The sequence below is a fragment of the Achromobacter sp. ACM05 genome (assembly GCF_019218915.1).
Classification (GTDB): Bacteria; Pseudomonadota; Gammaproteobacteria; order Burkholderiales; family Burkholderiaceae_B; genus Achromobacter; species Achromobacter animicus.
The window spans coordinates 647,608-670,373 of the sequence record NZ_JAHUWQ010000002.1 but is presented as its reverse complement, the minus strand read 5'-3'; the positions used below and the strand labels follow the sequence as shown (position 1 = coordinate 670,373).

Annotated in this window: 21 protein-coding genes; 16 read left to right on the top strand and 5 right to left on the bottom strand. The window is 68.1% G+C overall.

Annotated elements, in window-relative coordinates:
• Positions 1-4: 4 nt before the first annotated feature.
• The gene (locus tag KW836_RS13990) at positions 5-742 is read right to left on the bottom strand and encodes a DUF2238 domain-containing protein (RefSeq protein WP_218343656.1); all 738 of its coding nucleotides are present in this window, start codon (positions 740-742) and stop codon (positions 5-7) included.
• Between the two features lie 8 nt (positions 743-750).
• Complete coding sequence (arfB, locus tag KW836_RS13985; protein ID WP_175121770.1) at positions 751-1,167, bottom strand: alternative ribosome rescue aminoacyl-tRNA hydrolase ArfB; 417 nt, start codon at positions 1,165-1,167, stop codon at positions 751-753.
• Positions 1,168-1,368: 201 nt separating this feature from the next.
• On the opposite strand from arfB, the gene queE reads away from it, so the two are divergent.
• The 11 genes from queE (at position 1,369) to KW836_RS13930 (ending at position 12,319) form a co-directional block, all read left to right on the top strand.
• On the top strand, positions 1,369-2,001 hold the full coding sequence (gene queE, locus KW836_RS13980; protein ID WP_175121771.1) for a 7-carboxy-7-deazaguanine synthase: 633 nt from the start codon (positions 1,369-1,371) through the stop codon (positions 1,999-2,001).
• Positions 2,002-2,029: 28 nt separating this feature from the next.
• A complete protein-coding gene (gene queD / locus KW836_RS13975; RefSeq protein WP_175121772.1) occupies positions 2,030-2,473 on the top strand; it encodes a 6-carboxytetrahydropterin synthase QueD in 444 nt (147 codons plus the stop codon).
• Between the two features lie 152 nt (positions 2,474-2,625).
• On the top strand, positions 2,626-3,099 hold the full coding sequence (locus KW836_RS13970) for a MarR family winged helix-turn-helix transcriptional regulator (RefSeq protein ID WP_175121773.1): 474 nt from the start codon (positions 2,626-2,628) through the stop codon (positions 3,097-3,099).
• Positions 3,096-5,147: an FUSC family protein gene (locus KW836_RS13965; RefSeq protein ID WP_218343655.1), complete on the top strand. Its 2,052-nt coding sequence runs from the start codon at positions 3,096-3,098 to the stop codon at positions 5,145-5,147. Before KW836_RS13970 ends, KW836_RS13965 begins: the two co-directional genes overlap by 4 nt.
• Positions 5,144-5,356 carry a DUF1656 domain-containing protein gene (locus tag KW836_RS13960; protein WP_175121775.1) on the top strand — a complete coding sequence of 71 codons (213 nt, stop codon included), beginning with the start codon at positions 5,144-5,146 and terminating at the stop codon, positions 5,354-5,356. The genes KW836_RS13965 and KW836_RS13960 overlap by 4 nt, the downstream gene beginning before the upstream one ends.
• 2 nt (positions 5,357-5,358) lie before the next feature.
• A complete protein-coding gene (locus tag KW836_RS13955; RefSeq protein WP_218343654.1) occupies positions 5,359-6,270 on the top strand; it encodes an HlyD family secretion protein in 912 nt (303 codons plus the stop codon).
• Positions 6,271-6,336: 66 nt separating this feature from the next.
• Positions 6,337-7,758 carry an efflux transporter outer membrane subunit gene (locus KW836_RS13950; protein WP_218343653.1) on the top strand — a complete coding sequence of 474 codons (1,422 nt, stop codon included), beginning with the start codon at positions 6,337-6,339 and terminating at the stop codon, positions 7,756-7,758.
• A 156-nt stretch (positions 7,759-7,914) separates the two neighbouring features.
• Complete coding sequence (locus tag KW836_RS13945; protein ID WP_218343652.1) at positions 7,915-8,748, top strand: hypothetical protein; 834 nt, start codon at positions 7,915-7,917, stop codon at positions 8,746-8,748.
• A 13-nt stretch (positions 8,749-8,761) separates the two neighbouring features.
• Positions 8,762-10,486 carry a thiamine pyrophosphate-binding protein gene (locus tag KW836_RS13940; protein WP_218343650.1) on the top strand — a complete coding sequence of 575 codons (1,725 nt, stop codon included), beginning with the start codon at positions 8,762-8,764 and terminating at the stop codon, positions 10,484-10,486.
• Between the two features lie 59 nt (positions 10,487-10,545).
• Positions 10,546-11,523 carry a tripartite tricarboxylate transporter substrate binding protein gene (locus tag KW836_RS13935; RefSeq protein WP_175121780.1) on the top strand — a complete coding sequence of 326 codons (978 nt, stop codon included), beginning with the start codon at positions 10,546-10,548 and terminating at the stop codon, positions 11,521-11,523.
• Between the two features lies 1 nt (position 11,524).
• A complete protein-coding gene (locus KW836_RS13930) occupies positions 11,525-12,319 on the top strand; it encodes an SDR family NAD(P)-dependent oxidoreductase (protein ID WP_175136681.1) in 795 nt (264 codons plus the stop codon).
• Between the two features lie 91 nt (positions 12,320-12,410).
• On the opposite strand, the gene KW836_RS13925 is transcribed toward KW836_RS13930, so the two are convergent.
• Complete coding sequence (locus KW836_RS13925) at positions 12,411-13,235, bottom strand: IclR family transcriptional regulator (protein ID WP_218343648.1); 825 nt, start codon at positions 13,233-13,235, stop codon at positions 12,411-12,413.
• Positions 13,235-13,939, bottom strand: coding sequence for an esterase (gene ypfH, locus KW836_RS13920; RefSeq protein WP_218343646.1), 705 nt, complete (start codon positions 13,937-13,939; stop codon positions 13,235-13,237). Before ypfH ends, KW836_RS13925 begins: the two co-directional genes overlap by 1 nt.
• A gap of 198 nt (positions 13,940-14,137) precedes the next feature.
• Between ypfH and KW836_RS13915 the strand changes: the two genes are divergently transcribed.
• The 5 genes from KW836_RS13915 to KW836_RS13895 all read left to right on the top strand — a co-directional run bounded on the left by KW836_RS13915 (position 14,138) and on the right by KW836_RS13895 (position 21,733).
• Positions 14,138-15,643: an amino acid permease gene (locus KW836_RS13915; protein ID WP_255595588.1), complete on the top strand. Its 1,506-nt coding sequence runs from the start codon at positions 14,138-14,140 to the stop codon at positions 15,641-15,643.
• A gap of 119 nt (positions 15,644-15,762) precedes the next feature.
• Complete coding sequence (gene imuA / locus KW836_RS13910) at positions 15,763-16,467, top strand: translesion DNA synthesis-associated protein ImuA (RefSeq protein WP_175121783.1); 705 nt, start codon at positions 15,763-15,765, stop codon at positions 16,465-16,467.
• Positions 16,397-17,866 carry a DNA polymerase Y family protein gene (locus KW836_RS13905; protein ID WP_218343645.1) on the top strand — a complete coding sequence of 490 codons (1,470 nt, stop codon included), beginning with the start codon at positions 16,397-16,399 and terminating at the stop codon, positions 17,864-17,866. Before imuA ends, KW836_RS13905 begins: the two co-directional genes overlap by 71 nt.
• A gap of 1 nt (position 17,867) precedes the next feature.
• Positions 17,868-21,137 (top strand): error-prone DNA polymerase, encoded by a 3,270-nt coding sequence (locus KW836_RS13900; protein ID WP_218343643.1) that lies wholly within the window; start codon positions 17,868-17,870, stop codon positions 21,135-21,137.
• 212 nt (positions 21,138-21,349) lie between these two features.
• Positions 21,350-21,733 carry an I78 family peptidase inhibitor gene (locus KW836_RS13895; RefSeq protein ID WP_175121786.1) on the top strand — a complete coding sequence of 128 codons (384 nt, stop codon included), beginning with the start codon at positions 21,350-21,352 and terminating at the stop codon, positions 21,731-21,733.
• Here KW836_RS13895 and KW836_RS13890 read toward each other — a convergent pair.
• Positions 21,730-22,755: a LysR family transcriptional regulator gene (locus KW836_RS13890; RefSeq protein WP_370633027.1), complete on the bottom strand. Its 1,026-nt coding sequence runs from the start codon at positions 22,753-22,755 to the stop codon at positions 21,730-21,732. The genes KW836_RS13895 and KW836_RS13890 overlap by 4 nt on opposite strands.
• Between the last annotated feature and the right edge of the window lie 11 nt (positions 22,756-22,766).

Here is a 22,766-nt window from a genome sequence, read left to right as displayed (position 1 = left end):
GCAATCAAGGATTTCGGGCGCCGGTCGCGCGATCCTGCGGCAGGCGGTCCTGCGCCCGGCGATCCGGCCGGCGGCTCTCCGGCTTCAGGCTATCGGCCCAGTCACGGGCAAGGTCGCGCTGTGCCTTCCAGTTGACCAGCGCCGTGATGGCCATGGCAATCACCGCGCCCAGCGCCGCCAGCGCCATGTCCTTCTGCGCGTCCCAGATGTCGCCCTGGGTGCCCAGGTAGGCCGCCCCCAGGTCACCGCCAAAGAACTCCGCGGCGCCCCACTCGATCAGTTCGTAGAGCGCCGAGGTCGACAGCGTCACGTCCATCGGCAGGAAGTACGCCCAAAAGCCGCGCACCTCGGCCACCCGGAGGAAGATCTCGCGGATCGGATAGGCCAGCAGCAGCCCATACGAAAAATGCACGACGCGGTCGAAATTGTTGCGTTCCCACCCGAGCACGCTGTTCAGGGTGCGGCCGGTCAAGGCGCGCCACCAGCCGTCGTACGGCACGAGCGAATACGTGTAGTGCGCGCCCACCGTGTGCAAGCACAGGAACAGAAAGATCAGCGTGTATGACACCCGCGAAAACACGAACGCCCGCCGCGTGGCAAACAGCACGAAGCCCAGTCCCAGCACCAGCGCGTTCTCCAGCGCCCAGGCCGAGCGGTCGTGCGGATTGATGGCCAGCGCCACCCAGATGACGGCGAACACGCCGGCCAGCGTGACCAGATAGCGGCGGCGCGCGTCGGCCATGGTGCGTTCTAGTCGCCCTGCACCCGGCCGCGCAGCCGCTTGACCTCGCCATGCAGCACCTTGCGCTGCACGCGGCGGCGTTGCGACGAGCGCGTCGGCTTGGTGGGGCGGCGCGGCTTGTCGACCTGGATGGCTGATCGCACCATGCCCACCAGCCGTTCGATGGCCTCGGCACGGTTCTTTTCCTGGCTGCGAAAGGATTGCGATTTGATGACGATCACGCCCTCTTTCGAGATGCGGTGGTCGTTGACGGCGCACAACGCATCCTGCACCTCGGGCGGCAGGCGGGAAGCGCGCACATCGAAGCGCAGGTGGACGGCGCTGGACACCTTGTTGACGTTCTGCCCGCCCGCGCCCTGGGCGCGAATCATGGTGAAGGTCAGGTCGCGCTCGTCGATGAAAAGCGAATCTTGGACGTGAAACATAGGCGGGAAGTCTACAGGGCCGGCCGTCTTCCTGCACCCGGCGGTTGAAACCGCTGGATCCGCGGCTTGGCGCGACACAGCGGCCATGCGCCGCCCGGCGGCGGACCCGTCTTGCAGGGTCTTTCGGCGGATATCGGCCGCGCCAAGTAAAATAGTGCGCTTTTGCTCGAATTCCGTGGCGCCCTGCCGCCCGCATCTCCTATGACTTACTCCGCCAAAGAAATCTTCAAGACCCTGCAAGGCGAAGGCGCCCACGCAGGCCGCGCGGCGGTATTCTGCCGGTTTGCGGGCTGTAATCTGTGGACCGGCCGCGAAAGCGACCGTGCCAGCGCCGCCTGCACCTTCTGCGACACCGATTTCATCGGCACCGACGGCGACGGCGGCGGCAAGTTCGCCACGGCCGAATTGCTGGCCGACGCCATTGCCGCGGCCTGGGGCCCGGACGCCGGCAACCGCTACGTGGTCTTTACGGGCGGCGAGCCGCTGCTGCAACTGGACGCGCCGCTGCTCGACGCGATCCACGCCCGCGGCTTTACCGTCGCCATCGAAACCAACGGCACGATCAAGCCGCCCGCCGGCATCGACTGGATCTGCGTCAGCCCCAAGGGGACGGCCCCGGTCGTGATCGAACGCGGCAATGAGCTCAAGCTGGTCTATCCGCAGCTCAACGCCCTGCCCGACGCTTTCGCACATCTGGATTTCGAGCATTTCTTCCTGCAACCCATGGACGGACCGGCGCGCGCAGCCAACACCGAGCAGGCCGTTCAATACTGCATGCAGCATCCGCAATGGCGGCTCAGCCTGCAAACCCACAAATACATAGGCATTCCATGATTTACCCCCACGCCTTGCGGAGCACGCGATGATTTCCGTGACCCGCAGGCTCGAGTTCGACGCCGGCCACCGCATCCCCGACCACCGCAGCCAGTGCCGCAATCTGCACGGCCACCGCTACGTGCTGGAAATCACGCTGACGGGTGACATCGTGCAGGCGCCCGGCGAGTCCGACAACGGCATGGTCATGGACTTCTCCGAGATCAAGCAAATCGCCAAGACGCATATCGTGGACGTCTGGGACCATGCGTTCCTGGTCTACGAGGGCGACGACGCCGTGCGCGGCTTTCTGGATACCCTGCCCGGCCACAAGACCGTCGTGCTGGACCGGATTCCCACCGCTGAAAACCTGGCCACCATCGTTTTCGAGACGCTGGCGCCGCAATACCACGGCCATTACGGCGCCGAACTGCGCCTGACGCGCGTGCGTCTGTACGAAACGCCGAACTGCTGGGCCGACTGCAACGGTTGATCCCCGATAGCGCATGAAGGCGGGCTTCGGGCCCGCCTTCAGTTTTCCACCCACGGAAAACCGCACCGCCATCTTCCCAATTGAAAGAATCTATCGCGATAGTCGCCATTTTCAATCATTAGTAAGCTAATAGATAGGATACAATCGAATTCATGCTTACTCCATCCGACTCCCAGCTCATGGCCACCACCGCCAACCTGATGGTGCTGTCGCGCGCCTACCGCGGCGCCGCCGATAAAGCGCTCGCCGACTACGGCCTTTCTCAAGCGACTGCGTGGCCCGTCATTCTGGCCGGCCGTCTTGGCGACGGAGTTCGCCAAGGCGCGCTGGCCGAAGCTTTGGGCGTCGAAGGCCCCTCCCTTGTGCGCGTGCTGGATCAACTTGTGGCCGCCGGCCTGATGGAACGGCGCGAAGACCCCCACGATCGCCGCGCACGCACCCTGCACCTGACCGAAGCCGGCCACGCGCTGCGCGCGCAGGTCGAAGACGTGCTGGTTGAACTTCGCCGCCGCATCTTTCACGACGTCAGCGAATCCGATCTGCAAGCCTGCCTGCGCGTCTTCGACGCCATGAAGGTGTCGCTGGGCCGCAGCGGCGCCGGTGCGCAAGAGGACGCCCGGCCATGAAACTGCCCAACGTCCGCGAAACCATCTTCTCGCTCAAGAGCTACCTGAGCGCCATCATGGCGCTCTATCTGGCTTACAGCATGGGTTTGCCGCGTCCGTTCTGGGCCATGACCACCGCCTACGTCGTGGCGCAGCCCTGGTCCGGCGCGGTGCGTTCCAAGGCGCTGTACCGTCTGGTCGGCACCTTCTTCGGGTCGGCGGCCACCGTGTACATGGTGCCGCGGCTGTCGAACTCGCCCGTCGTCATGACCGGCGCGATGGTGCTGTGGGTGGGCGCCTGCCTGTACATGTCGGTGCTGGACCGCACACCGCGGTCCTATCTGTTCATGCTGGCCGGCTACACCGCCGCGATGATCGGCTTTCCCAGCGTCACCGACCCTTCCCTGGTGTTCGACACGGCGCTGGCCCGTGTCGAGGAAATCAGCCTGGGCATCGTGTGCGCCACGCTGATCCACAGCATCGTGCTGCCGCGCGGCCTGGCGCCCGCGCTGACGCTGCAATTGGACAAGGCCGTGCGCGATGCGCGCAACTGGATGCACGACACGCTCAGCGGCAAGACCGCCGAACAGCGCGACAAGGACCGCCGCGAGCTGGCCAACGACATCACGCAACTGCGCCTCTTATCCACGCACGTTCCCTTCGACACCAGCAACCTGCGCTGGACCGCGGGCGCCGTGCGCGCCATGCAGGACCAGATCGCGGCGCTGACGCCGGCCGTGTCCGCCGTCGAAGACCGTATGCGCGCCTTGCAGGCCAATGGCCAGCCGCTGTCCGAACCCGTGCAGTCGCTGCTTGCCGATATCTCGGAATGGATCAACGCCGGCCCGCAGGCCTCGCACGAAACCGCCGTCCAGTTGCGCGCCGCCGTGACGCGGCTGACGCCCGGCATCGACAGCCGCTCCACGTGGCGCGACGCGCTGCTTGCCAGCCTGATGGCGCGCCTGCGCGAACTGATCGACACCTATGACGAATGCCTGGCGCTGCGCCGCGACATCCGGGCCGGGCTGCAGGGCGCGCCGGTTCGCGCCCCGCGCACGACCCGCGATCCGAACTCGGCGCTGCACCGCGACCACGGCATGGCGCTGCTGTCGGCGCTGGCCGCGGCGCTGGCGATTTCGGTCTGCTGCCTCTTCTGGATCGGCACGGCCTGGAGCAACGGCGCTACCGCCGCGCTGATGGCCGCGATCTTCAGCTGCTTCTTTGCGTCGCAGGACAATCCCGTGCCGGGCATCATGCAGTTCCTGACCTACACGGTGTATTCCATTCCGCTGTCGGCGCTGTATCTGCTGGGCATCATGCCGGCCATCCATTCGTTCGAGATGCTGGCGCTGTCCATGCTGCCGACCGCCTTCGTGCTGGGCGTGTTTATTGCCCGCCCGGCCAGCACCGGCAAGGCCATGGCCATGCTGTTCGGGTTCCTGGGCACGATGGCGCTGCAGGACACCAACACCGCCGACGTCGTGTCGTTCATCGACACGCAGGTTGCGCAGTGCATGGGCGTGGCCACGGCCGCGATCATTGCCGCCATCTTCCGCACCGTCAGCGTCGACTGGAGCGCGCGCCGCATCCAGGCCGCCAACTGGAAGGAACTGGCGACGCTGGCCAGCTCGCCCCGCGCGCCGTCGCGCCATACCTACACCGCCCGCATGCTGGACCGCATCGGCCTGTTGCAGCCGCGCCTGGCGCTGGCAAAACGGCCCGATGATCTGGTGGCCGCCGACGCGCTGAAGGACCTGCGCGTGGGCCGCGACATCACCGAGCTGCAGCGGGCGCGCCGCCAACTGCCGATGGCCGAGCCCACGATCCAGCCGGTGCTGAACAGCCTGGCGCAGTTCTTCAAGATCCGTTCGTCGGGCCGCATGCAGGACAAGACGCCCGAGTTCCTGGCGCAGATTGATCGCGCGCTGAGCAGTGTGGCCGCCACCCCGCAAGGCCCGCATGCGCGCGACCGCGCCGTGGTGGCGCTGGTCGGCATCCGCCGCGCCTTCTTTCCCGACGCGCCCGATTATCAACCCGCCCATCCGACCCTGGAGGGCCAAGCATCATGATTGGCGAATTCAATCTCTACGGCATTTATTTCCCCTGGCTGCTCGTGCTGGGCGTCGTCACCCTAGCCGTGGCCTGGGGCGTGCGCCGCGTGCTGGCGCGCGCCGGGCTGTATCGCCTGGTGTGGCACCCCGCGCTGTTTGACCTGGCGCTGTTCGTGGTGCTGCTGTACGGCGTCTCCCTCATTTCCCCTTATTTTCTTCAGAGATAGGTATGAAACTCCCCAATGCCCTTCGCCCTGCTGCTATCGGCAAGTTCGCTGTGACGGCTGTCGTCGTCGCCGCCGCCGCTTACGCCGGCTGGCAGCTTTGGGATCACTATGAAGTCGAGCCCTGGACGCGCGATGGCCGCGTCAAGGCCTATGTGGTGCAGGTGGCGCCCGACGTCTCCGGCCTGGTGACCAGCGTGCCCGTGCACGACAACCAGGACGTGAAGGCCGGCGACCTGCTGTTCGAAATCGATCGCGCCCGCTTCCAGTTGGCGTTCGACCAGGCGCAGGCCTCGGTCCGTTCGCAGCAGGTGGCGCACGACCAGGCGCTGCGCGACGCCAAGCGCAACCGCTCGCTGGGCCAGCTTGTCGCGGCCGAAGCGGTGGAACAGAGCCAGACCAAGGTGCAGCAGACCGAAGCCGCGCTAGCGCAGGCGCAGGTGCAACTGAACACCGCCCGTCTGAATCTGGAACGCAGCCGCGTCGTGGCCGCCAGCGATGGCCGCATCACCAACCTGGACCTGCGCGCGGGCTCCTACGCCACCGCCGGCCACGGCGTGATGGCGCTGGTGGACGCCGGTTCGTTCTACGTCGAAGGCTACTTCGAAGAAACCAAGCTGCCCGGCATCCACGAAGGCGACCCCGTCACCGTGACGCTGATGGGCGAACCGCGTCACATCCGCGGCCACGTCGAAAGCATCGCTCTGGGTATCGCGGACCGCGACCGCAGCACCGGCGCCAATCTGCTGCCCAACGTGAACCCGACCTTCAACTGGGTCCGTCTTGCGCAGCGCATCCCGGTGCGCGTGAAGATCGACGAGGTGCCCGAAGGCGTACGCCTGGTCGCCGGCCAGACCGCCACGGTGTCGGTGGACGACCGCCCGGCCCAGACCGCCGCCGCGCCCCACGCGTCCTGACGGGACGCAGGACCACTTTTCTCCGGAAACTCCGCAATTTCTTATCGACGCCAAGCCGTACCTGCCATGAAAACCAGACTCCTCCTTCCGCTGACGCTGGCCCTCGCGCTGGCCGGATGCGCCTCCGTGGGCCCCGACTACAAGGTGCCGCCGGAGGCCGTCTCCCAGCGGCCGAGCGCGCAATCCTCCTTTATAGAGGCGCAGGCCGGCGTGTATCGGCAAGAGGAAGTCCCTGGCCACTGGTGGCGCCTGTACAACGACCCCGTGCTGGATGGTCTGGTGGAAAAGGCCCTGGCCGCAAACACCGACCTGCGCGTGGCCAGCGCCAATCTGGAACGCGCGCAGGCCGCGGTGCAGGAAACGAAGGCGCAACAACAGCCGACGATCGGCGTCAATGCCTCGCCCACGTTCGGCCACGTTTCCGGCTTGCAGGAACTGCAACCCGGCATCGATCCGCCCAATCGCTGGTCGTACTCCACCGGCGCCAGTGTGTCGTATCAGCTGGACCTCTTCGGTCAGATCCGCCGCGCCGTGGAAGCCTTCACCGGCGACGCGCAGGCCGCCCAAGCCGCCTATGACGCCACCCGCGTCACGGTGGCGGCCGAGACCGCGCGCGCCTACGCCAACATGTGCGCGGCGGGCATGCAGCTTGCCTCGGCGCAGCATTCCGTGCAGGTGCAGAAGGAATCGGTTGACGCCGTCAGCCGCTTGCAGCGTGCCGGGCGCGGCACCGCGCTGGACGTCACACGGGCGCGCAGCCAGCTCGAACAATTGCAGGCCAATCTGCCGCCGTTCCAGGCGCAGCAGCGCACCGCGCTGTACCGTCTGGCTGCGTTGACCGGCCAGACGCCGGGCCAGATTCCGCAAGCCCTGCTGCAATGCGCCAGCGCCCCCAAGCTGACCGAAACCATCCCCGTCGGCGACGGCGCCGAACTGCTGCGCCGCCGACCCGACATCCGTCAGGCCGAACGGACGCTGGCCGCCTCCACCGCCCGCATCGGCGTGGCTACGGCCGATCTGTACCCGAAGATCACGCTGGGCCTGTCCGCCGCGTCGGGCGGCCCGGCCGCCATGTTCGGCGATCGCGGCACGTTCAGCTGGAGCGTGGGCCCGCTGATCTCTTGGACCGTTCCCAACACCGGCGCCGCGCAGGCCCGCATCGCCGAAGCCGAAGCCAACACCAAGGCCGCGGCCGCGCGTTTCGATGCAGCCGTGCTGAACGCCTTGCGCGAAACCGAAAGCGCGCTGGTCGTCTATGCCCGCCAGCTGGACCGCGACACCGCCCTGCGCGCGGCCCGCGACCAAAGCGCCGAAGCGGCCTCGCAGGCGCGCCGCCTGTTCCAGTACGGCAAGACGGATTACCTGACCGTGCTGGACGCCGAGCGCACGCTGGCCAGCAATGAAAGCGCGCTGGCCGCATCGCAGGCGGAGTTGAGCAGCGACCAGATCGCCTTGTTCCTGGCGCTGGGCGGCGGCTGGGAAAAGTAGCCCGCCAAAAATTGATTTCCATATTATGGGGATGACATTGATCTCCCCAAACCCCCGCTCCTAGAATCGTCTCAAGCCAATAACTACATCAGACGATTCGACGGCATCGCGCCGGCCACGCCGACACGATACTCGAGGACGGGGACAATTCATAATATGGAACAACCTGCAAGCGCCGGCGACGCGCGCGTGCTGGACAGCATCACCAAGCTCACGCCGCAGGATGCCGGACGCATCGTGATCGCCGGGTCGCATGGCGGCAGCTATGCCGCCTACTGCGCGGCGCGCGGTGGCGTGCTGGCCGTCGTCTTGAACGACGCCGGCGTGGGCTGGATGCGTGCCGGCATTGCAGGCCTGGACGACCTGCAACGCTGGGGCGTGCCCGCCGCCACCGCAAGCTATCAAAGCTGCCGCATCGGCGATGGCGCGGACATGGCGCGGCACGGCGTCCTCAGCTTTGCGAACGCGCTGGCGCAAGAGCTGGGCTGCAAACCGGGTATGCCAGTGGCCGAGGCCGCCTCGCGGCTGGCGCGCGCGTCGCGCAGCGCCCGTCCGCCCGCCGACGTCAAGGAATCCCGCACGGTATTCAAGACAGGCCCGGACGGCGCGCCGCTGGTGATCGGCGCCGACTCCGTCTCGCTGGTCGACTCCCGCGACGACGGTCTCATCGCCATCACGGCCTCGCACGGGGAGCGGCTGGCGGGCCTGCAATCGGACGGTGTCCGCGCGTCCCCCCGCCTCGTCACGTTCAACGACGCGGGCATCGGCAAGGACAGCGCCGGCATCGGCCGCCTGCCTTTGCTGGACCAACGCGGCATTGCCGCCTTGACCGTATCCGCGCAAACCGCCCGCATCGGCGACGCCCGTTCCTGCTACGAGGAAGGGACCATTTCTTCTGCCAACGCCCGCGCCCGAAACCTGGGCTGCCGCGTCGGCACGCCGCTCAAAACCTTCATCGACGCCCTGCTGACCGGGCGCGACCCCTACTAGGAGCATCACCCGCATGTCCGAAAAACTGGAAATCACCGGCGGCGAAGCCATCGCCCGCATGTTCGCGGCGCACGACGTCGGCCTGATGTTCGGCATGGGCGGCTTTCAACTGCTGCCTTTCTATGACGCGGCGCGCCGCCTGAAGCTGAATCACAACCTGATCAACGACGAGCGCTGCGCGGTGTTTGCCGCCGACGCCTATACCAAGGTCAGCGGCCGTCCCGGCGTGTGCGACGCGACGCTGGGTCCGGGTGCGACCAATCTGGTGACCGGCCTGGCCGAAGCCTACAACGCCGGCACCGCGCTGGTCGCGCTGGTCGGCGACGCGCACCGGATGCACGCGTGGAAGAACATGACGCAGGAAGCCCGGCAACTGGAAGTGCTGCGCCCAGTCGTGAAAGACGTGCTGCGCGTGGAGATGGTCGAGCGCATTCCTGAACTGGTGCGGCGCGCGTTTGCCGTGGCCACCAGCGGACGTCCCGGCCCGGTAGTGCTGGACGTGCCCGAGGACATCGCACACGCCGTCCATGCCTTTGACGCCGACGACTTTTATTCCAGCCCCAACTACCGGCGCTCGCCCGCGCTGCGCTGCCGGCCATCGGCCGAGGACGTGGCGCAAGCCGCCAGCATGCTGGCCGGCGCCGACCGCCCGCTGATGCTGTGCGGCGGCGGCGTACACATCAGCGATGCGGCCGAGACGGTCCAGGCCTTCGCCCGCAAGTTCGGCATCCCCGTCGCCCATACCATGAGCGGCAAGGGCGCGATCGCCTGCAACGACCCGCTGAACGCGGGGCTGTTCGGCCGCTACAGCCGCATTGCCAACGACCTGATCGCCAAGTCCGATTGCCTGTTCGTCGTCGGCTGCAAACTGGGCGAGGTGGCGACGCGCCGCTACGACCTGCTGGCCGCCGGCGCGCCGATCATTCATCTGGACATCGTGGCCGAGGAATTCGACCGCACCACCACGCCCGCCCTGCGGCTGTGGGGCGACGTGCGCGCCACGCTGGATGACCTGGACACGCGCCTGGCCGCCCACGGCGAGCACGCGCGCCAGAACTACGTGGACGAGGTCGGCCAGGCCATGCACGCATGGCGCGAATCCGTGAACGCCAAACTGACGTCGGCCGACCGGCCTGTCGGCATGGCGCGGCTGCTGCACGAGATCAACGCCTCGCTGCCGGAAGACGGCATCCTGGTCGCGGACGGCGGCTTCGCGGCACACTGGGGCGGCCTGCTGTTCGACACCAAGCGCGCGGGCCGCGGCTTTGTGCCGGATCGCGGCTTTGCTTCCATCGGCTACGGCATCCCCGGCGCCATCGGCGCAGCCGCGGCGGCGCCGGGACGCCAGGTGATCAGCCTGACCGGCGACGGCGGCTGCAACATGTCGCTGGGCGAACTGGAAACCGCGGTGCGCATGAAGCTCGCCTTTACGCTCGTGGTGGTCAACAACGCGGCCTCGGGGTACATCAAGGCGCTGCAGCATCTGATGTACGGCGCGGGCAGCTACCAGTCTTCGGACCTGGTCGACACCAATTACGCCAATGTGGCGCGCGCGCTGGGCTGCCACGGCATCCGCGTCGAAGACCCCGCAGAGCTGCCGGCCGCGCTGGCAGAGGCGTATGCCTGCAAGGACCGTCCCACCATCCTGGACGTGGTGGTCACGCGCGACCCCGCGCACATGCTGCCGGGCGTGGACAGTCGGGCGGCCAAGATCAAGCCGGGCGACCGCATCGCCTGACGGCGGCGCGCAACGCCCGGTTCAAGACACAACAAAATCAAGCAAGGAGACAACCCATCATGAAGCGCAGAACCTGGATCAAGCTGGCGGCCGCCGCTGCAACGCTGTCGCTGGCGGGCGCCGCCGCGGCGCAGGCCACCTACCCCGACCGCCCCATCCGCCTGATCGTGCCCTTCCCGCCCGGCGGCACGTCCGACGTGGTCGGCCGCATCTTCGCCGAGGCGCTGGCCAAACAGATCGGCCAGCCCGTGGTGGTGGAAAACCGGGGTGGCGCGGGCGGCACCGTCGGCAGCCGCGCCGTGGCCTCGGCCGCGCCGGACGGTTATACGCTTCTGCTGGGCACGTCCAGCACCAACGGCACCAATCCTGCCGTGTACAAGAACCTGCCCTACGACGCGGTGAAGGACTTCACGCCGGTCACGCAGATCATCCGCGTGCCGGGCGTGATCGTGGTGAACAAGAACTTTCCCGCCAAGGACTATGCGTCGTTCACCGCCTTGATCAAGGGCGCGCCCGGCAAGTATTCCTATGCCTCGTCGGGCAATGGCGGCGCCACGCACATGGCGATGGAATACTACAAGTCGCTGTCCGGCCTGGACATGATGCACGTGCCTTACCGTGGCACCGGCCCCGCGCTGAACGACGTGATCGCCGGCCAGGTGCCCATCCTGTGGGATACGGCGGCGTCTTCGATGGCGCACATCCAGTCGGGCAGTCTGCGCCCGATCGTGGTGGCCGCCAAATCGCGCCTGCCGCAATTGCCCGACGTGCCCACCTTTGCTGAGGTCGGCCTGCCCGACTACGACGCGGAAATGTGGAACGGCCTGCTGGCCCCCGCGGGCCTGCCGAAAGACGTGCTGGCCAAGCTGAACGACGCATCCCGCAAGGCGTTGGCCGACAAAGACGTGCAGGCCAAGTACGCGGGGGTTGGCGCGTATGTGGTCGCCGACAAGCCCGAGGCCTTTGCCGCGATGATCCAGGACGACGTGGCCAAGTGGAAGAAGGTGGCGGACTTCGCCCACATCTCGGCGGAATGACATGGGCGAGCGGCTGAAGGACAAGGTGGCGCTGGTGTTTGGCGCGGGGTCGTCGGGGCCGGGCTGGGGCAACGGCAAGGCCGCGGCGGCGCTGTATGCGCGTGAAGGCGCGCGGGTCTTCGCGGTGGACGTCAGGGAGGACGCCGCGCGCGAAACCTGCGCCATCATCGAGGCCGAGGGCGGCCGTTGCCAGGCGTTGACCGCCGACGTAACGGACTCCGCGCAGATCCAGGCCGCGGTCGCCGCCGTGCTGGCGGCCGCCGGACGCATCGACGTGCTGCACAACAACGTGGGCATCACCGAAATGGGCGATCCCATCGAGGCCAGCGAGGAAAGCTGGCATCGCGTGCTGGACACCAACCTGACCGGCGTGTTCCTGACCTGCAAGCATGTGCTGCCCGCCATGCTGGCGCAGGGCTCGGGCAGCATCGTCAACATTTCGTCGCTGGCGTCGATTCAGGTCAATTCGTATCCGTACACCTCGTACTACGCGGCCAAGGCGGGGCTGAACCATCTGACGCGGTCGCTGGCGGTGCGTTATGCGCCGGACAATATCCGCGTGAACGCCGTGCTGCCCGGCGTCATCGACACGCCGTTGATCTACAAGCAGATTGCGGGGCAATTCGACGATGTCGAGGAAATGCGGCGGCGGCGCAATGCCGCCAGTCCGATGGGGAGGATGGGGGATGCGTGGGACGTCGCCCACGCCGCGCTGTTCCTGGCGAGCGACGAGGCCAAGTACATCACCGGGGTGTGTCTGCCGGTAGACGGCGGCAAGGCCTGCGCGGGGCGTTGATGCTCGCGGGCGCGCGGCTTTTCGCCGAGGCGCCGGCTGCGCGGCGTTTCCTGACGGGCCGGGCGCCGGACTTCCGTTTGCCCGGCAGCGATCAGAAGCGCGGGGCCAGGTCCGCGGACAATTCCGAAGCCGCCCGCTGCAACGCGGCCACCACGTCCGCGAGGCGCGCGCCGGACAGGCGCGAACGGATCGCCGCCACGCTCAGCGCCGCCACCACGTGCTGCTCGCGGTCGAACACCGGCACGCCCACGCCTAGCATGTCGGGAATGATGCGGCCCGGGTTGAGCGCGTAGCCGTTCTTGCGCGCGGCGGCGATGTCATCGCGCAGCATGTCGGTGGACGGCAGATCGGGCGCGGCGCTGGCGTCGTAGCGCGCCAGTACGCGGTCGATATCGTCGTTGGGCAGGAATGCCAGCAGCGCCAGGCTGCCCGCCCCCACGCCCAGCGGGCGGCGGTGGCCGACTTCCAGCGTCAGGATCTTGATGGGAAAGTCGCCCGTCTTGCGGTCCACGCAGACCGCTTCGTGTCCCGATCGCACCGACAGGAAGCTGGTGTCGCCCGTGGACTGCGCAAGCCGGAGCACGGCGGATTCGGCGATGGCCTTGATGCCGTGCCGGCTTTCGGCGGCCAGCCCCAGGATGTAGGACTCGCGGCCCAGGCTGTAGGTCTTGAGCCGCGGATTGAGCGACAGAAAGCCTTCCTGCAGCAAGGCCGACAGCATGCGGTGCGCGGTGGGCGGCGTCAGGCCGACGTCACGCACCACATCCGTCAGACCGACGCCGCGCGCGGGCGCCGCCCCGACGTATTTAAGGATGCGCAGCACGCGGAAGATGCTTTGCGCGCCGCCGACGGCATCGGCCGCGCGTTGCTGCGCGGGCGCGGAGGTTTTCGCGCCGGTCGTGGCAGATGCCGCCATCAATGCACCGTCGTCCCGTCCGGCGGCGTCTGGTTCAGGCCCAGCGCGGCCTCCCAACTGCGCAGCGGCACGCAGGTCTGCAGGCGGACGATGGCGCGCTGGATCAGGGCGGGATGCAATTCGTGACCGACGTGGGTGGCGATGTCAATGGTGGAGTCGCCGTGCAGTTCGGCCAGGCGGGCCTGCGCGGCCTGCGCCTGCGAAACGCTCATGACCGCGTCGTCGGCGCCGTGCAGCAGATGAATCGTGGTGTACAACGGGGCGTTCTTGGGCAGTTGCGCATAGCGGCCCGAGAACGCGATGACGCGGCCGGCCATGCCGTCGTGCGCCTGCACCAGTTCCAGCGCCATGATGGCGCCTTGCGAAAAGCCGGCCACCGCGGTGTCGGACTGCAGCAGGCCGAAGCGCGCCTGCGCCTCGCGCACGTAGGTTTCAAGCTGCGGCATGGCCTGGGCCACGCGCTCGGCGCGGTTGTCTTCGGTGACGCCGCGCACGGAGAACCACTGCCGGCCCGCCCCGCCGCCATCAAAGACCTCGAAACCTTCGGGGATCAGCACGGCCGCCGTCGGAAAGGCCGCGCGCACCGCCTGGGCCAGGGGCTCCAGGCTGGCGGGCGATCCGCCCACGCCGTGCAGCAGGATGAAGAGCTGGCGCACGTCGACGCCCGGGTCGGGAAGAAATTCGATAGAACTGGAAGACGCCATGAAACTGCTCCGTGCTGGCCTGGGACGGTGGGACTGCGCCCCGATTGCCGCATTGTAAAATGCGCCGCGCCTGGCATCGTACCGACGACGCCGGGCTTTTTTGCACGCCGCCCCGCGCTTGCCCGCAACGACGGGCGCCCGCCGTTGGCAATGTCCAGCGCCGGCGATGTCCGGGCGGCGGCCACCACACGCCTTGTCATGCACACACCGAACATCGACTCGGGCGCCGCCGCGCCTGTCAGCAACACTGCCAGCAACACTACCGGCGACACCGCCGGCAACAATCAGCTGCACCGCGTGCTGAAGGCACGCCACCTAACGATGATAGCGCTGGGCGGGGCCATCGGCACCGGCCTGTTCGTCGCTTCCGGCGCGGCCATCGCGCAGGCGGGCCCCGGCGGCGCGCTGATGGTCTACCTGGTGATCGGCCTGATGGTGTACTTCATCATGACCAGCCTGGGCGAGCTGGCCACCTTCATGCCGGTGTCGGGTTCGTTCTGCACGTATGCGTCGCGCTACGTGGATCCGGGTTTCGGCTTTGCGCTGGGCTGGAACTTCTGGGTCAGCTGGGCCACGGTCGTGGCGGTGGACGTCGTGGCGGCGCAGCTCGTTATGGCGTACTGGCTGCCGGACACGCCAGGCTGGATATGGAGCGTGGCGTTCCTGGCGCTGACCTTCGGGTTGAACGCTTTCTCGGCGCGCAGCTTCGGCGAGGCGGAATACTGGTTCGCCATCATCAAGGTGGTGGCGGTGCTGTGCTTCATCGTGGTGGGCGTGGCGATGCTGGCCGGCATCATCCACGGCGGCGGACCGGTGGGACTGGACAACTGGAAGGTGGGCGACGCGCCCTTCGTCGGCAACGCGGCGACGTGGGTGGGCGTGGCGATGGTGGTGGCCTACTCCTTTCAGGGCACCGAACTGGTGGGCGTGGCGGCCGGCGAGTCCGAAAACCCCCGGCGCAACGTGCCCCGCGCGATCAACAGCGTCTTCTGGCGCATCCTGCTGTTCTATGTGCTGGCCATCCTGATCATCGGCCTCTTGGTGCCCTACACCGATCCGCAACTGCTGCGCAACGAGGTCGAGGACATCGCGGTCAGCCCCTTCACGCTGGTGTTCGAGCACGCGGGCCTGCTGTCCGCGGCCACGGTGATGAACGCGGTGATCCTGACGTCCGTGCTGTCGGCCGGCAATTCGGGCATGTATGCGGCGACGCGGATGCTGTTCAACATGGCGGCCGAGGGCCAGGCGCCGGCGATCTTCAAGCGTCTGACCCCGCGCGGCGTGCCGCTGTATGCGCTCTTGGCCACGACGCTGCTGGCTTGCCTGTGCCTGTTCAGCGTGGTGTACAGCCCGAAGGCGGTGTACATCTGGCTGCTCAATTTTGCGGGCATGACGGAATTCATCGTGTGGCTGAGCATCGCGGTCAGCCACTACCGCTTCCGCCAGGGCTACGTGAAGCACGGTTACGACACGGCCGACCTGCCCTACAAGGCGGGACTTTTTCCGTTCGGGCCGCTGCTGGCCTTCGTGCTGTGCCTGGTGGTCACGCTGGGACAGAACTATCAGGCGTTCCTTGAAGAACGCATCGACTGGATCGGCGTGGTGTCGACGTACCTGGCCATTCCGCTGTTCCTGGGACTGTGGATCGGCCACCGGCTGCTGCGCGGCTCGCGGTGGGTGAAGTACCAGGACATGCGGTTCTAGCACTTTTCGGGGACACATTCGGGACACATTCGGGGGCACTTTTCGATACGTCCGCCCGGCGCAAAGCCCGGTACAATACTGTACATTCATACAGGTATTGAGCACCGGGCGCTTTCGCCATGCAGTCCCCCGAACAGATCCATCCCGCGTTGTGGCGCGCCACGCAGTTGGCCAAAGGCGCCGCACGCACCCTGCCAACCGGGCACGCGGCGCTGTCAGCCGAACTGCCGGATAACGGCTGGCCGCTCGGATCGCTCGTTGAACTGCTCACCCCCCATCCCGGCATCGGAGAAATCCGCCTGCTGCGTCCCGCGCTGGCCCAACTGGAAACCCGTCGTCCCATTGCCCTGGTGCAGCCGCCGCACGTGCCGCACATCGCCAGCTGGATGAGCTGGCGGCTGGATCCCCGGCAACTGCTGTGGGTGGCGCCCGAAAAGCCGGTCGACGCGCTGTGGGCCAGCGAACAGATCCTGAAAAACGCCAGTTGCGGCGCGCTGATCTGCTGGCTGCCCCACGTGCGCCCCGAATCCCTGCGCCGCCTGCATCTGGCCGCCCAGGCCAGCGACCTGCTGTTCATCGCCGTGCGCCCGTCCCGCGCCGCGCAGACCGCCACGCCCGCCGCCTTGCGGCTGGCGCTGGCGCCCGCGCCCGGCGGCCTGTCCGTCCACATCCTGAAGCGCCGGGGGCCTGTCTGCGACACCCCGCTGTACGTGGGCCTGGAGCCCGGCGCGCTTACCCCCTCTTCTCCCCGCCATGCGCCTCTGGATCGCCGCCTACCTGCGCTGCCTGCCGCTGGACGCCATACGCCCGCACTGGCCGCATGAACAGGAGGCTTTCGCCGTTCTGGATCAGGAACGGGTCGCCGCCCTGACCCCCGCCGCCCGCCAGGCCGGCGTGACGCCCGGCATGCGCCGCGCGGGCGCGGCGGCCATCGCCCCCGGCGTGGAACTGCTGCCCCGCAATGCGCTGGCCGAGGCCGACGCCCTGCACGGCGCGGCGCTGGCCCTCTTGCAGTACACCCCGGAAATCGCGCTGGCCGACGGCGACACCGTGCTGCTGAACGTGGGCGCCAGCCTGATGTTCTTCCGCGGGCCGCGCGCGCTGAGCCGGCGGGTGGCCGCCACGCTGCGGGCGCTGGATCTGCGGGTGTCGCTGGGCATGGCGCCCACGGCCAAGGGCGCCTGGCTGCTCGCGCGGCGCGCCGGCCGGCGCGTGCCCCGGCGCACACTGAAGCTGCCCACCCTGGCGCGGCGGCTCGATGCCCTGCCGCTGTCGCTGCTGCCCCAGGCGCAAGACCGCCGCAACTGGCTGGACGACATCGGCTGCCACACGCTGGCGCACCTGCGCGCCCTGCCGCGCGGGGGGCTGCAGCGGCGCAGCGCGCCCGATCTGCTGCAGGCGCTGGACGCCGCCTACGGCCAGGTGCCCGAACTCTACCGCTGGCTCGAACCGCCCAACCAGTTTTCGCGGCGGATCGAGCTCATGGACTACATGGAGAACACCGATGCCGTGCTGGCCGTGGCGGGCCGGCTGGCCGAGCAGCTGGGCGGCTGGCTGACCGCCCGGCAACTGGCCGTGCGGCGCGTGGTGCTCAGCATGGACCACGAACGCGGCCGCCACGCCCGCCCGCCCACCGAACTTGAAGTGGCCCTGGCCCAGCCCATCTGGCAGGCGCCGCAGCTGCTGCATCTGCTGCGCGAAAAACTCAACCACTTCACGCTGGAAGCCCCCGTCATCGCCGTGACGCTGCACGCGCCCGACACCGTCGAGCAGCCCGCGGCCAGCACCACCCTGTTCCCCGAACCGGGCGGCACCGCCGCCGACCACGCGCGGCTGCTGGACCTGCTGGTGGCGCGGCTGGGCCGCGACCGGGTGCGCCATGCCCAGCCCACCGCCGACCACCGTCCCGAAGCCGCCAATTCCTGGGGCGATGCGCTGGCCGCGCCCGAACGTCCCGCTCCCCTGCCGCCGCTGCTCGACCGGCCGTTCTGGCTGCTGGAAACCCCGCAGCCCCTCAAGCTGTCCGGTCATCGCCCCCACTACGCCGGCCAGGCGCTGCGGCTGATGCGCGGCCCCGAACGCATCGAAAGCGGCTGGTGGGACCCCGCCCTGACCGTGCGCGATTACTTCGTCGCCGAAGACGCGGCGGGCGCGCGCTACTGGATCTACCGCGAGCGCGACGCCGAGGACGCGCGCTGGTTCCTGCACGGACTGTACGCCTGACATGCGCATGGACGACGACGCCCCCGATCCCCTGGACCCGGCCGAGGTCCTGGCCCAGCTGCCCGGCTACGCCGAGCTGCAATGCCAGTCCAATTTTTCGTTCCTGCAAGGCGCCTCGCATCCCGAGGAACTGACCGCGCGGGCGGCCGAACTCGGTTACACCGCGCTGGCCCTGACCGACGAATGCTCGCTGGCCGGCGTCGTGCGCGCCCACACCGAAGCCAAGACCCTCAAGCTGCCGCTCATCGTGGGCGCCACGTTCCAGCTGCGCGCCGCGCCCGACGCCGCGCCGCTGGGGCTGACGCTGCTGGCGCAGACGCGCGAAGGCTACGGCAACCTGTCGGAATTCATCACGCTGGGCCGCACCCGGGCGCCCAAGGGCGAATACCGGCTTTCCCCGCAAGACCTTGCCGATCCGCCCGCCGGCTACGCGCACCTGCGCAGTCTGCCGGAATGCCTGGCCATCCTGACGCCCGCCTACGGCACCGACGCCGACCGCATGGCTGACCAGGCGCGCTGGCTGGCCCGCGTCTTTCCGGGGCGCGCGTGGGTGGGACTGAACCTGCTGCACCAGTCGCGCGACGACCTGCACCGCGCCGCCGTCGAACACGCAGCCCAGGCCTCGCAATTGCCGATCGTGGCGGTCGGCCAGGTGCAGATGCATGTCCGGTCGCGCAAGCCGCTGCACGACACGCTGACCGGCATCCGCACCCGCCAGCAGGTGTCGCAATGCGGCTACGAACTGTCGGGCAATGCCGAACAGCACCTGCGCAGCCGCATGCGGCTGGCCAGCCTGTATCCGCCCGACGCGCTGGCGCAGACCCTGGCGGTGGCGCGCCGCTGCACGTTTTCGCTGGACGAGCTGCATTACGAATATCCCGACGAGATCGTGCCGCCCGGCCACACGCCCGCCAGCTATCTGCGCCAGGAAGCGCTGGCCGGGGCGGACCGGCGCTTTCCCCAGGGCGTGCCCGACAGCGTGACGGCGCAGATCGACAAGGAACTGGACCTCATCGCGGACCTCAACTACGAGGCCTACTTCCTGACCGTCTACGACATCGTGCAGTTCGCCCGCAACGCCGGCATACTGTGCCAGGGCCGGGGCTCGGCCGCCAATTCCGCCGTCTGCTATTGCCTGGGCATCACGGCAGTGGACCCGCAGCGCGGCAACAACCTGTTCGAACGCTTCATCAGCAAGGAACGCAACGAACCGCCCGACATCGACGTCGACTTCGAACATCAACGCCGCGAAGAAGTCATCCAGTACATCTACGGCAAATACGGCCGCGACCGCGCCGCCCTGACCGGGGTGGTCATCTCGTACCGTCCGCGCAGCGTGCTGCGCGATACGGGGCGCGCGCTGGGCGTGGACCCGGGTGTCATCGACGCCGTGGCCCGCGCGCACCAGTGGTGGGACGGCAAGAAGGAAATGCTGCGTACGCTGGGCGCCTGCGGTCTGGACCCGGAATCCCAGGTGGCGCGCCAGTGGGCATCGCTGGCGCAGACCATGATGGGCTTTCCGCGCCACCTGTCGCAGCACCCGGGCGGCTTCGTCATTTCACGCGGCAAGCTCTCGCGCCTGGTGCCCATCGAGAACGCCGCCATGGAAGACCGCAGCGTCGTGCAATGGGACAAGGACGATCTGGACGCCCTGAAGCTGCTCAAGGTCGACGTCCTGGCGCTGGGCATGCTGTCGGCCCTGCGCCGCACACTTGAACTGGCCAGCCAGCGCCGCGGCCGGCCGCTCGCCCTGCAGGACATCCCGGAAGGCGACGTGCCCACCTACGACATGATCTGCGACGCCGACACCATTGGCGTCTTCCAGATCGAATCGCGCGCCCAGATGACGATGCTGCCGCGCCTGCGGCCGCGCGAATACTACGACCTGGTGGTGCAGGTGGCGATCGTGCGCCCCGGACCGATCCAGGGGGGCATGGTCCACCCCTACCTGCGGCGCCGCCAGGGCAAGGAGGACGAAACCTACCCCAGCGAAAAAGTGCGCGGCGTGCTCAGCCGCACCATGGGCGTGCCCATCTTCCAGGAACAGGTCATGCAGATCGCCGTCGTGGCCGCCGGTTTTTCGCCCGGCGAGGCCGATCAGCTACGCCGGTCGATGGCGGCCTGGCGGCGCAAGGGCGGCGTGGACAAGTTCCGCGTCAAGCTGGTGGGCGGGCTGCTGGCCCACGGTTACACGCTGGACTTCGCCGAAGCCCTGTTCCGCCAGGTGGAAGGGTTTGGCGAATACGGCTTTCCGGAAAGCCATGCCGCCAGCTTCGCCCTGCTGGCGTATGCCAGCTCCTGGCTCAAGCGCCACGAACCGGAGGCCTTTCTGGCCGCCCTGCTCAATTCCCAGCCGATGGGGTTCTACGCACCCGCCCAACTGGTGCAGGACGCGCGCCGCCACGGCGTCTGCGTGCTGCCCGCCGACGTGACGGTAAGCGGCTGGGATTCGGTGCTGGAAACGCTGCCCGACGGGCATCCGGGCGCCCGCCGCCGTCCCCACCCCCACGCGCCGTCCGCAGAGGCGTCGGGCGTCGATACGCCGGGCGTCCCCACGCCCCGCCCCGCCGTGCGGCTGGGACTCAGCCTGCTGCAAGGCATGCGCGAGGACGCCGCCCGCCGCATCGAGGCCGCGCGGGCCGACGCCCCCTTTGCCAACACCGCCGACCTGGCCCGCCGCGCCGGCCTGAATCGCCACGACCTGAACGCGCTGGCCGCCGGCGATGCGCTGCGCACCCTGGCCGGCCACCGGCGCCAGGCCAGCTGGGAGGCCGCCGCCAGCGTACAAAGCCGCGACCTGCTGCGGGACGCCGAAATCGTGGAAACCCAGGCCCCGCAGCTGTCCGCCCCGTCGGAGAGCCAGACCGTGGCCGCCGACTATCGCAGCGTCGGCCTGACCCTGCACAGCCATCCCGTGTCGCTGCTGCGCCCCCAACTGGCCGCGCGCAACTTCCAGCCCGCCTCGGTGCTGAACGACTATCCCAACAAGCGGGTCGCGCGCGCCTGCGGCATCGTCACCGTGCGCCAGCGCCCCCAGACCTCCAAGGGCGTCATCTTCGTCACCCTCGAAGACGAGACCGGCCCGGTCAACGTGGTGGTCCGCCCCGACCTGATCGAACGCCAGCGCCGCGAGCTGCTGGGCGCCACCCTGCTGGGGGTGTTCGGGTCCTGGCAAAGTGTGGACGGGGTGCGCCACCTGATCGCGCAGCGGCTGGTGGACATGTCCGACCTCCTGGGCGGGCTGACGTCGCAGAGCCGCGACTTCCATTGAGGATGCGGGAGCAACTTGACGGTGTCTGACACCCTTGAAGCACCCTTCAAGCCTGAAGACCGTCCATACGGGTGTCAGACACCTGGCGAACACCTGACGCGCGCCCAGCCGCACCGTTGTTGCCCGGTTGCACATGCCCGCGGCGCCTTGAGCACAGCGCACCGCCGCTGGTCTATCATGGCTTTTTGTCCGCTCGTTGTAAGGAGTCCTACATGATCCGCAAGCTGATCCCCTTCCTGCTGGTTGCCAGCCTGGCTGCGTGCGCCAATACCGGCGGTTCGCGTACGTCCAGCGCGCCGGCCTCCAGCTCCTCGAGCGCATCCTCTTCATCGAGCACCGGCGCCGGCTCTTCCTACGGTTCGTCCTCGGCCATGCCCGGCAGCAGCACCGGCAAGACCTGCGACGCCGGCCCGCTGCAATCGCAGATCGGTCAGAAAGCCACGCCGTCCGTCATGGAAGACCTGCGCACGCGCAGCGGCAGCGCCACCGCGCGCATGCTGCGTCCGGGCCAGCTGGTCACCATGGAATACAACAACACCCGCCTGAACCTCATCGTGGACGACAAGGACGTGATGACGGCGATCCGCTGCGGTTAAGCGCGCCGGCCGGCCGGACTTCCGTCCGGCAAGTCGCCTTCCCCTGCCTCGATGGGCCGCGCCGCCGGCGGCACATGGGGCAGGAAGGCCCCCGCCACCTCAAACGCGCATTCCTCGCGCGCAATGTCGATCACCCGGGATACGACCGGATTGACGATGTTCTTTTTGTGCACCGCGTAGTAATTGATGGTCGGCAGGTCCGGCTGCACATTCAACTGGCACAGCGCCCCGCGCGCCACCAGCGGCGCAAAGTACGCGCCCGGCAGGTAACTGATCCCCAATCCCAGCATCGTCAGCTGCGCCATCATGCCCAGGCTGTTGCAGGTCAGCACGCGCTTGACCGGCATCCCCTGTTCCGCGAACCATGCGTCGTACAGATGCGATAGCGCGGAATTGGTGGGCTGCGAGATCACCGGATACGGCGCCAGATCCTGCGGCGTCAACGCGGCAGCGACATCGATGTCCAGCGCCGGACTCGCCATCCAGACATTGGTGACCGCTCCCAGGTGCGTGCAATCGTACTGGTAGCCCCAGAACGGGCCGGGCATGATCGCCAGATCCAGTTCGTCCTGCTCCAGCCGTTCATAGAGCGTGATGCCGCCATCGATCTCGGGCATCAACTGCACGCGGGGGTAGCGCTGGCTGATCTGCTTGATCAGCCCGGCAAGCCAGGTCATGCCCACCAGTTCCGTCACGCCCAGACGCACCACGCCTTCGAAGCTGGCCGGATCGGCCATGTTCTGCACGATGCGGCTGTTCAGCTCCAGCATCTGGCTGGCCAGCTCGAACAGCTTGCGGCCCTGCGGGGTCATCAGGAGTTTCTTGGCGCGCCGCTCGAACAGGGGCGCGCCGGCAAAGGCCTCGAGTTCCCCCACCCGTTTGGCCACGGCCGATTGGGTGGTGTGCAGCTTGCGCGACGACGCGCTGAAGCTGCCCAGTTCGGAACTCCAGTAAAAGGCCTCCAATTGCTTGAGGGTGTACATCGCCGCGGTCGAAGAAAAGCGCATGGAAACCCCAGACATTACCACCGCGG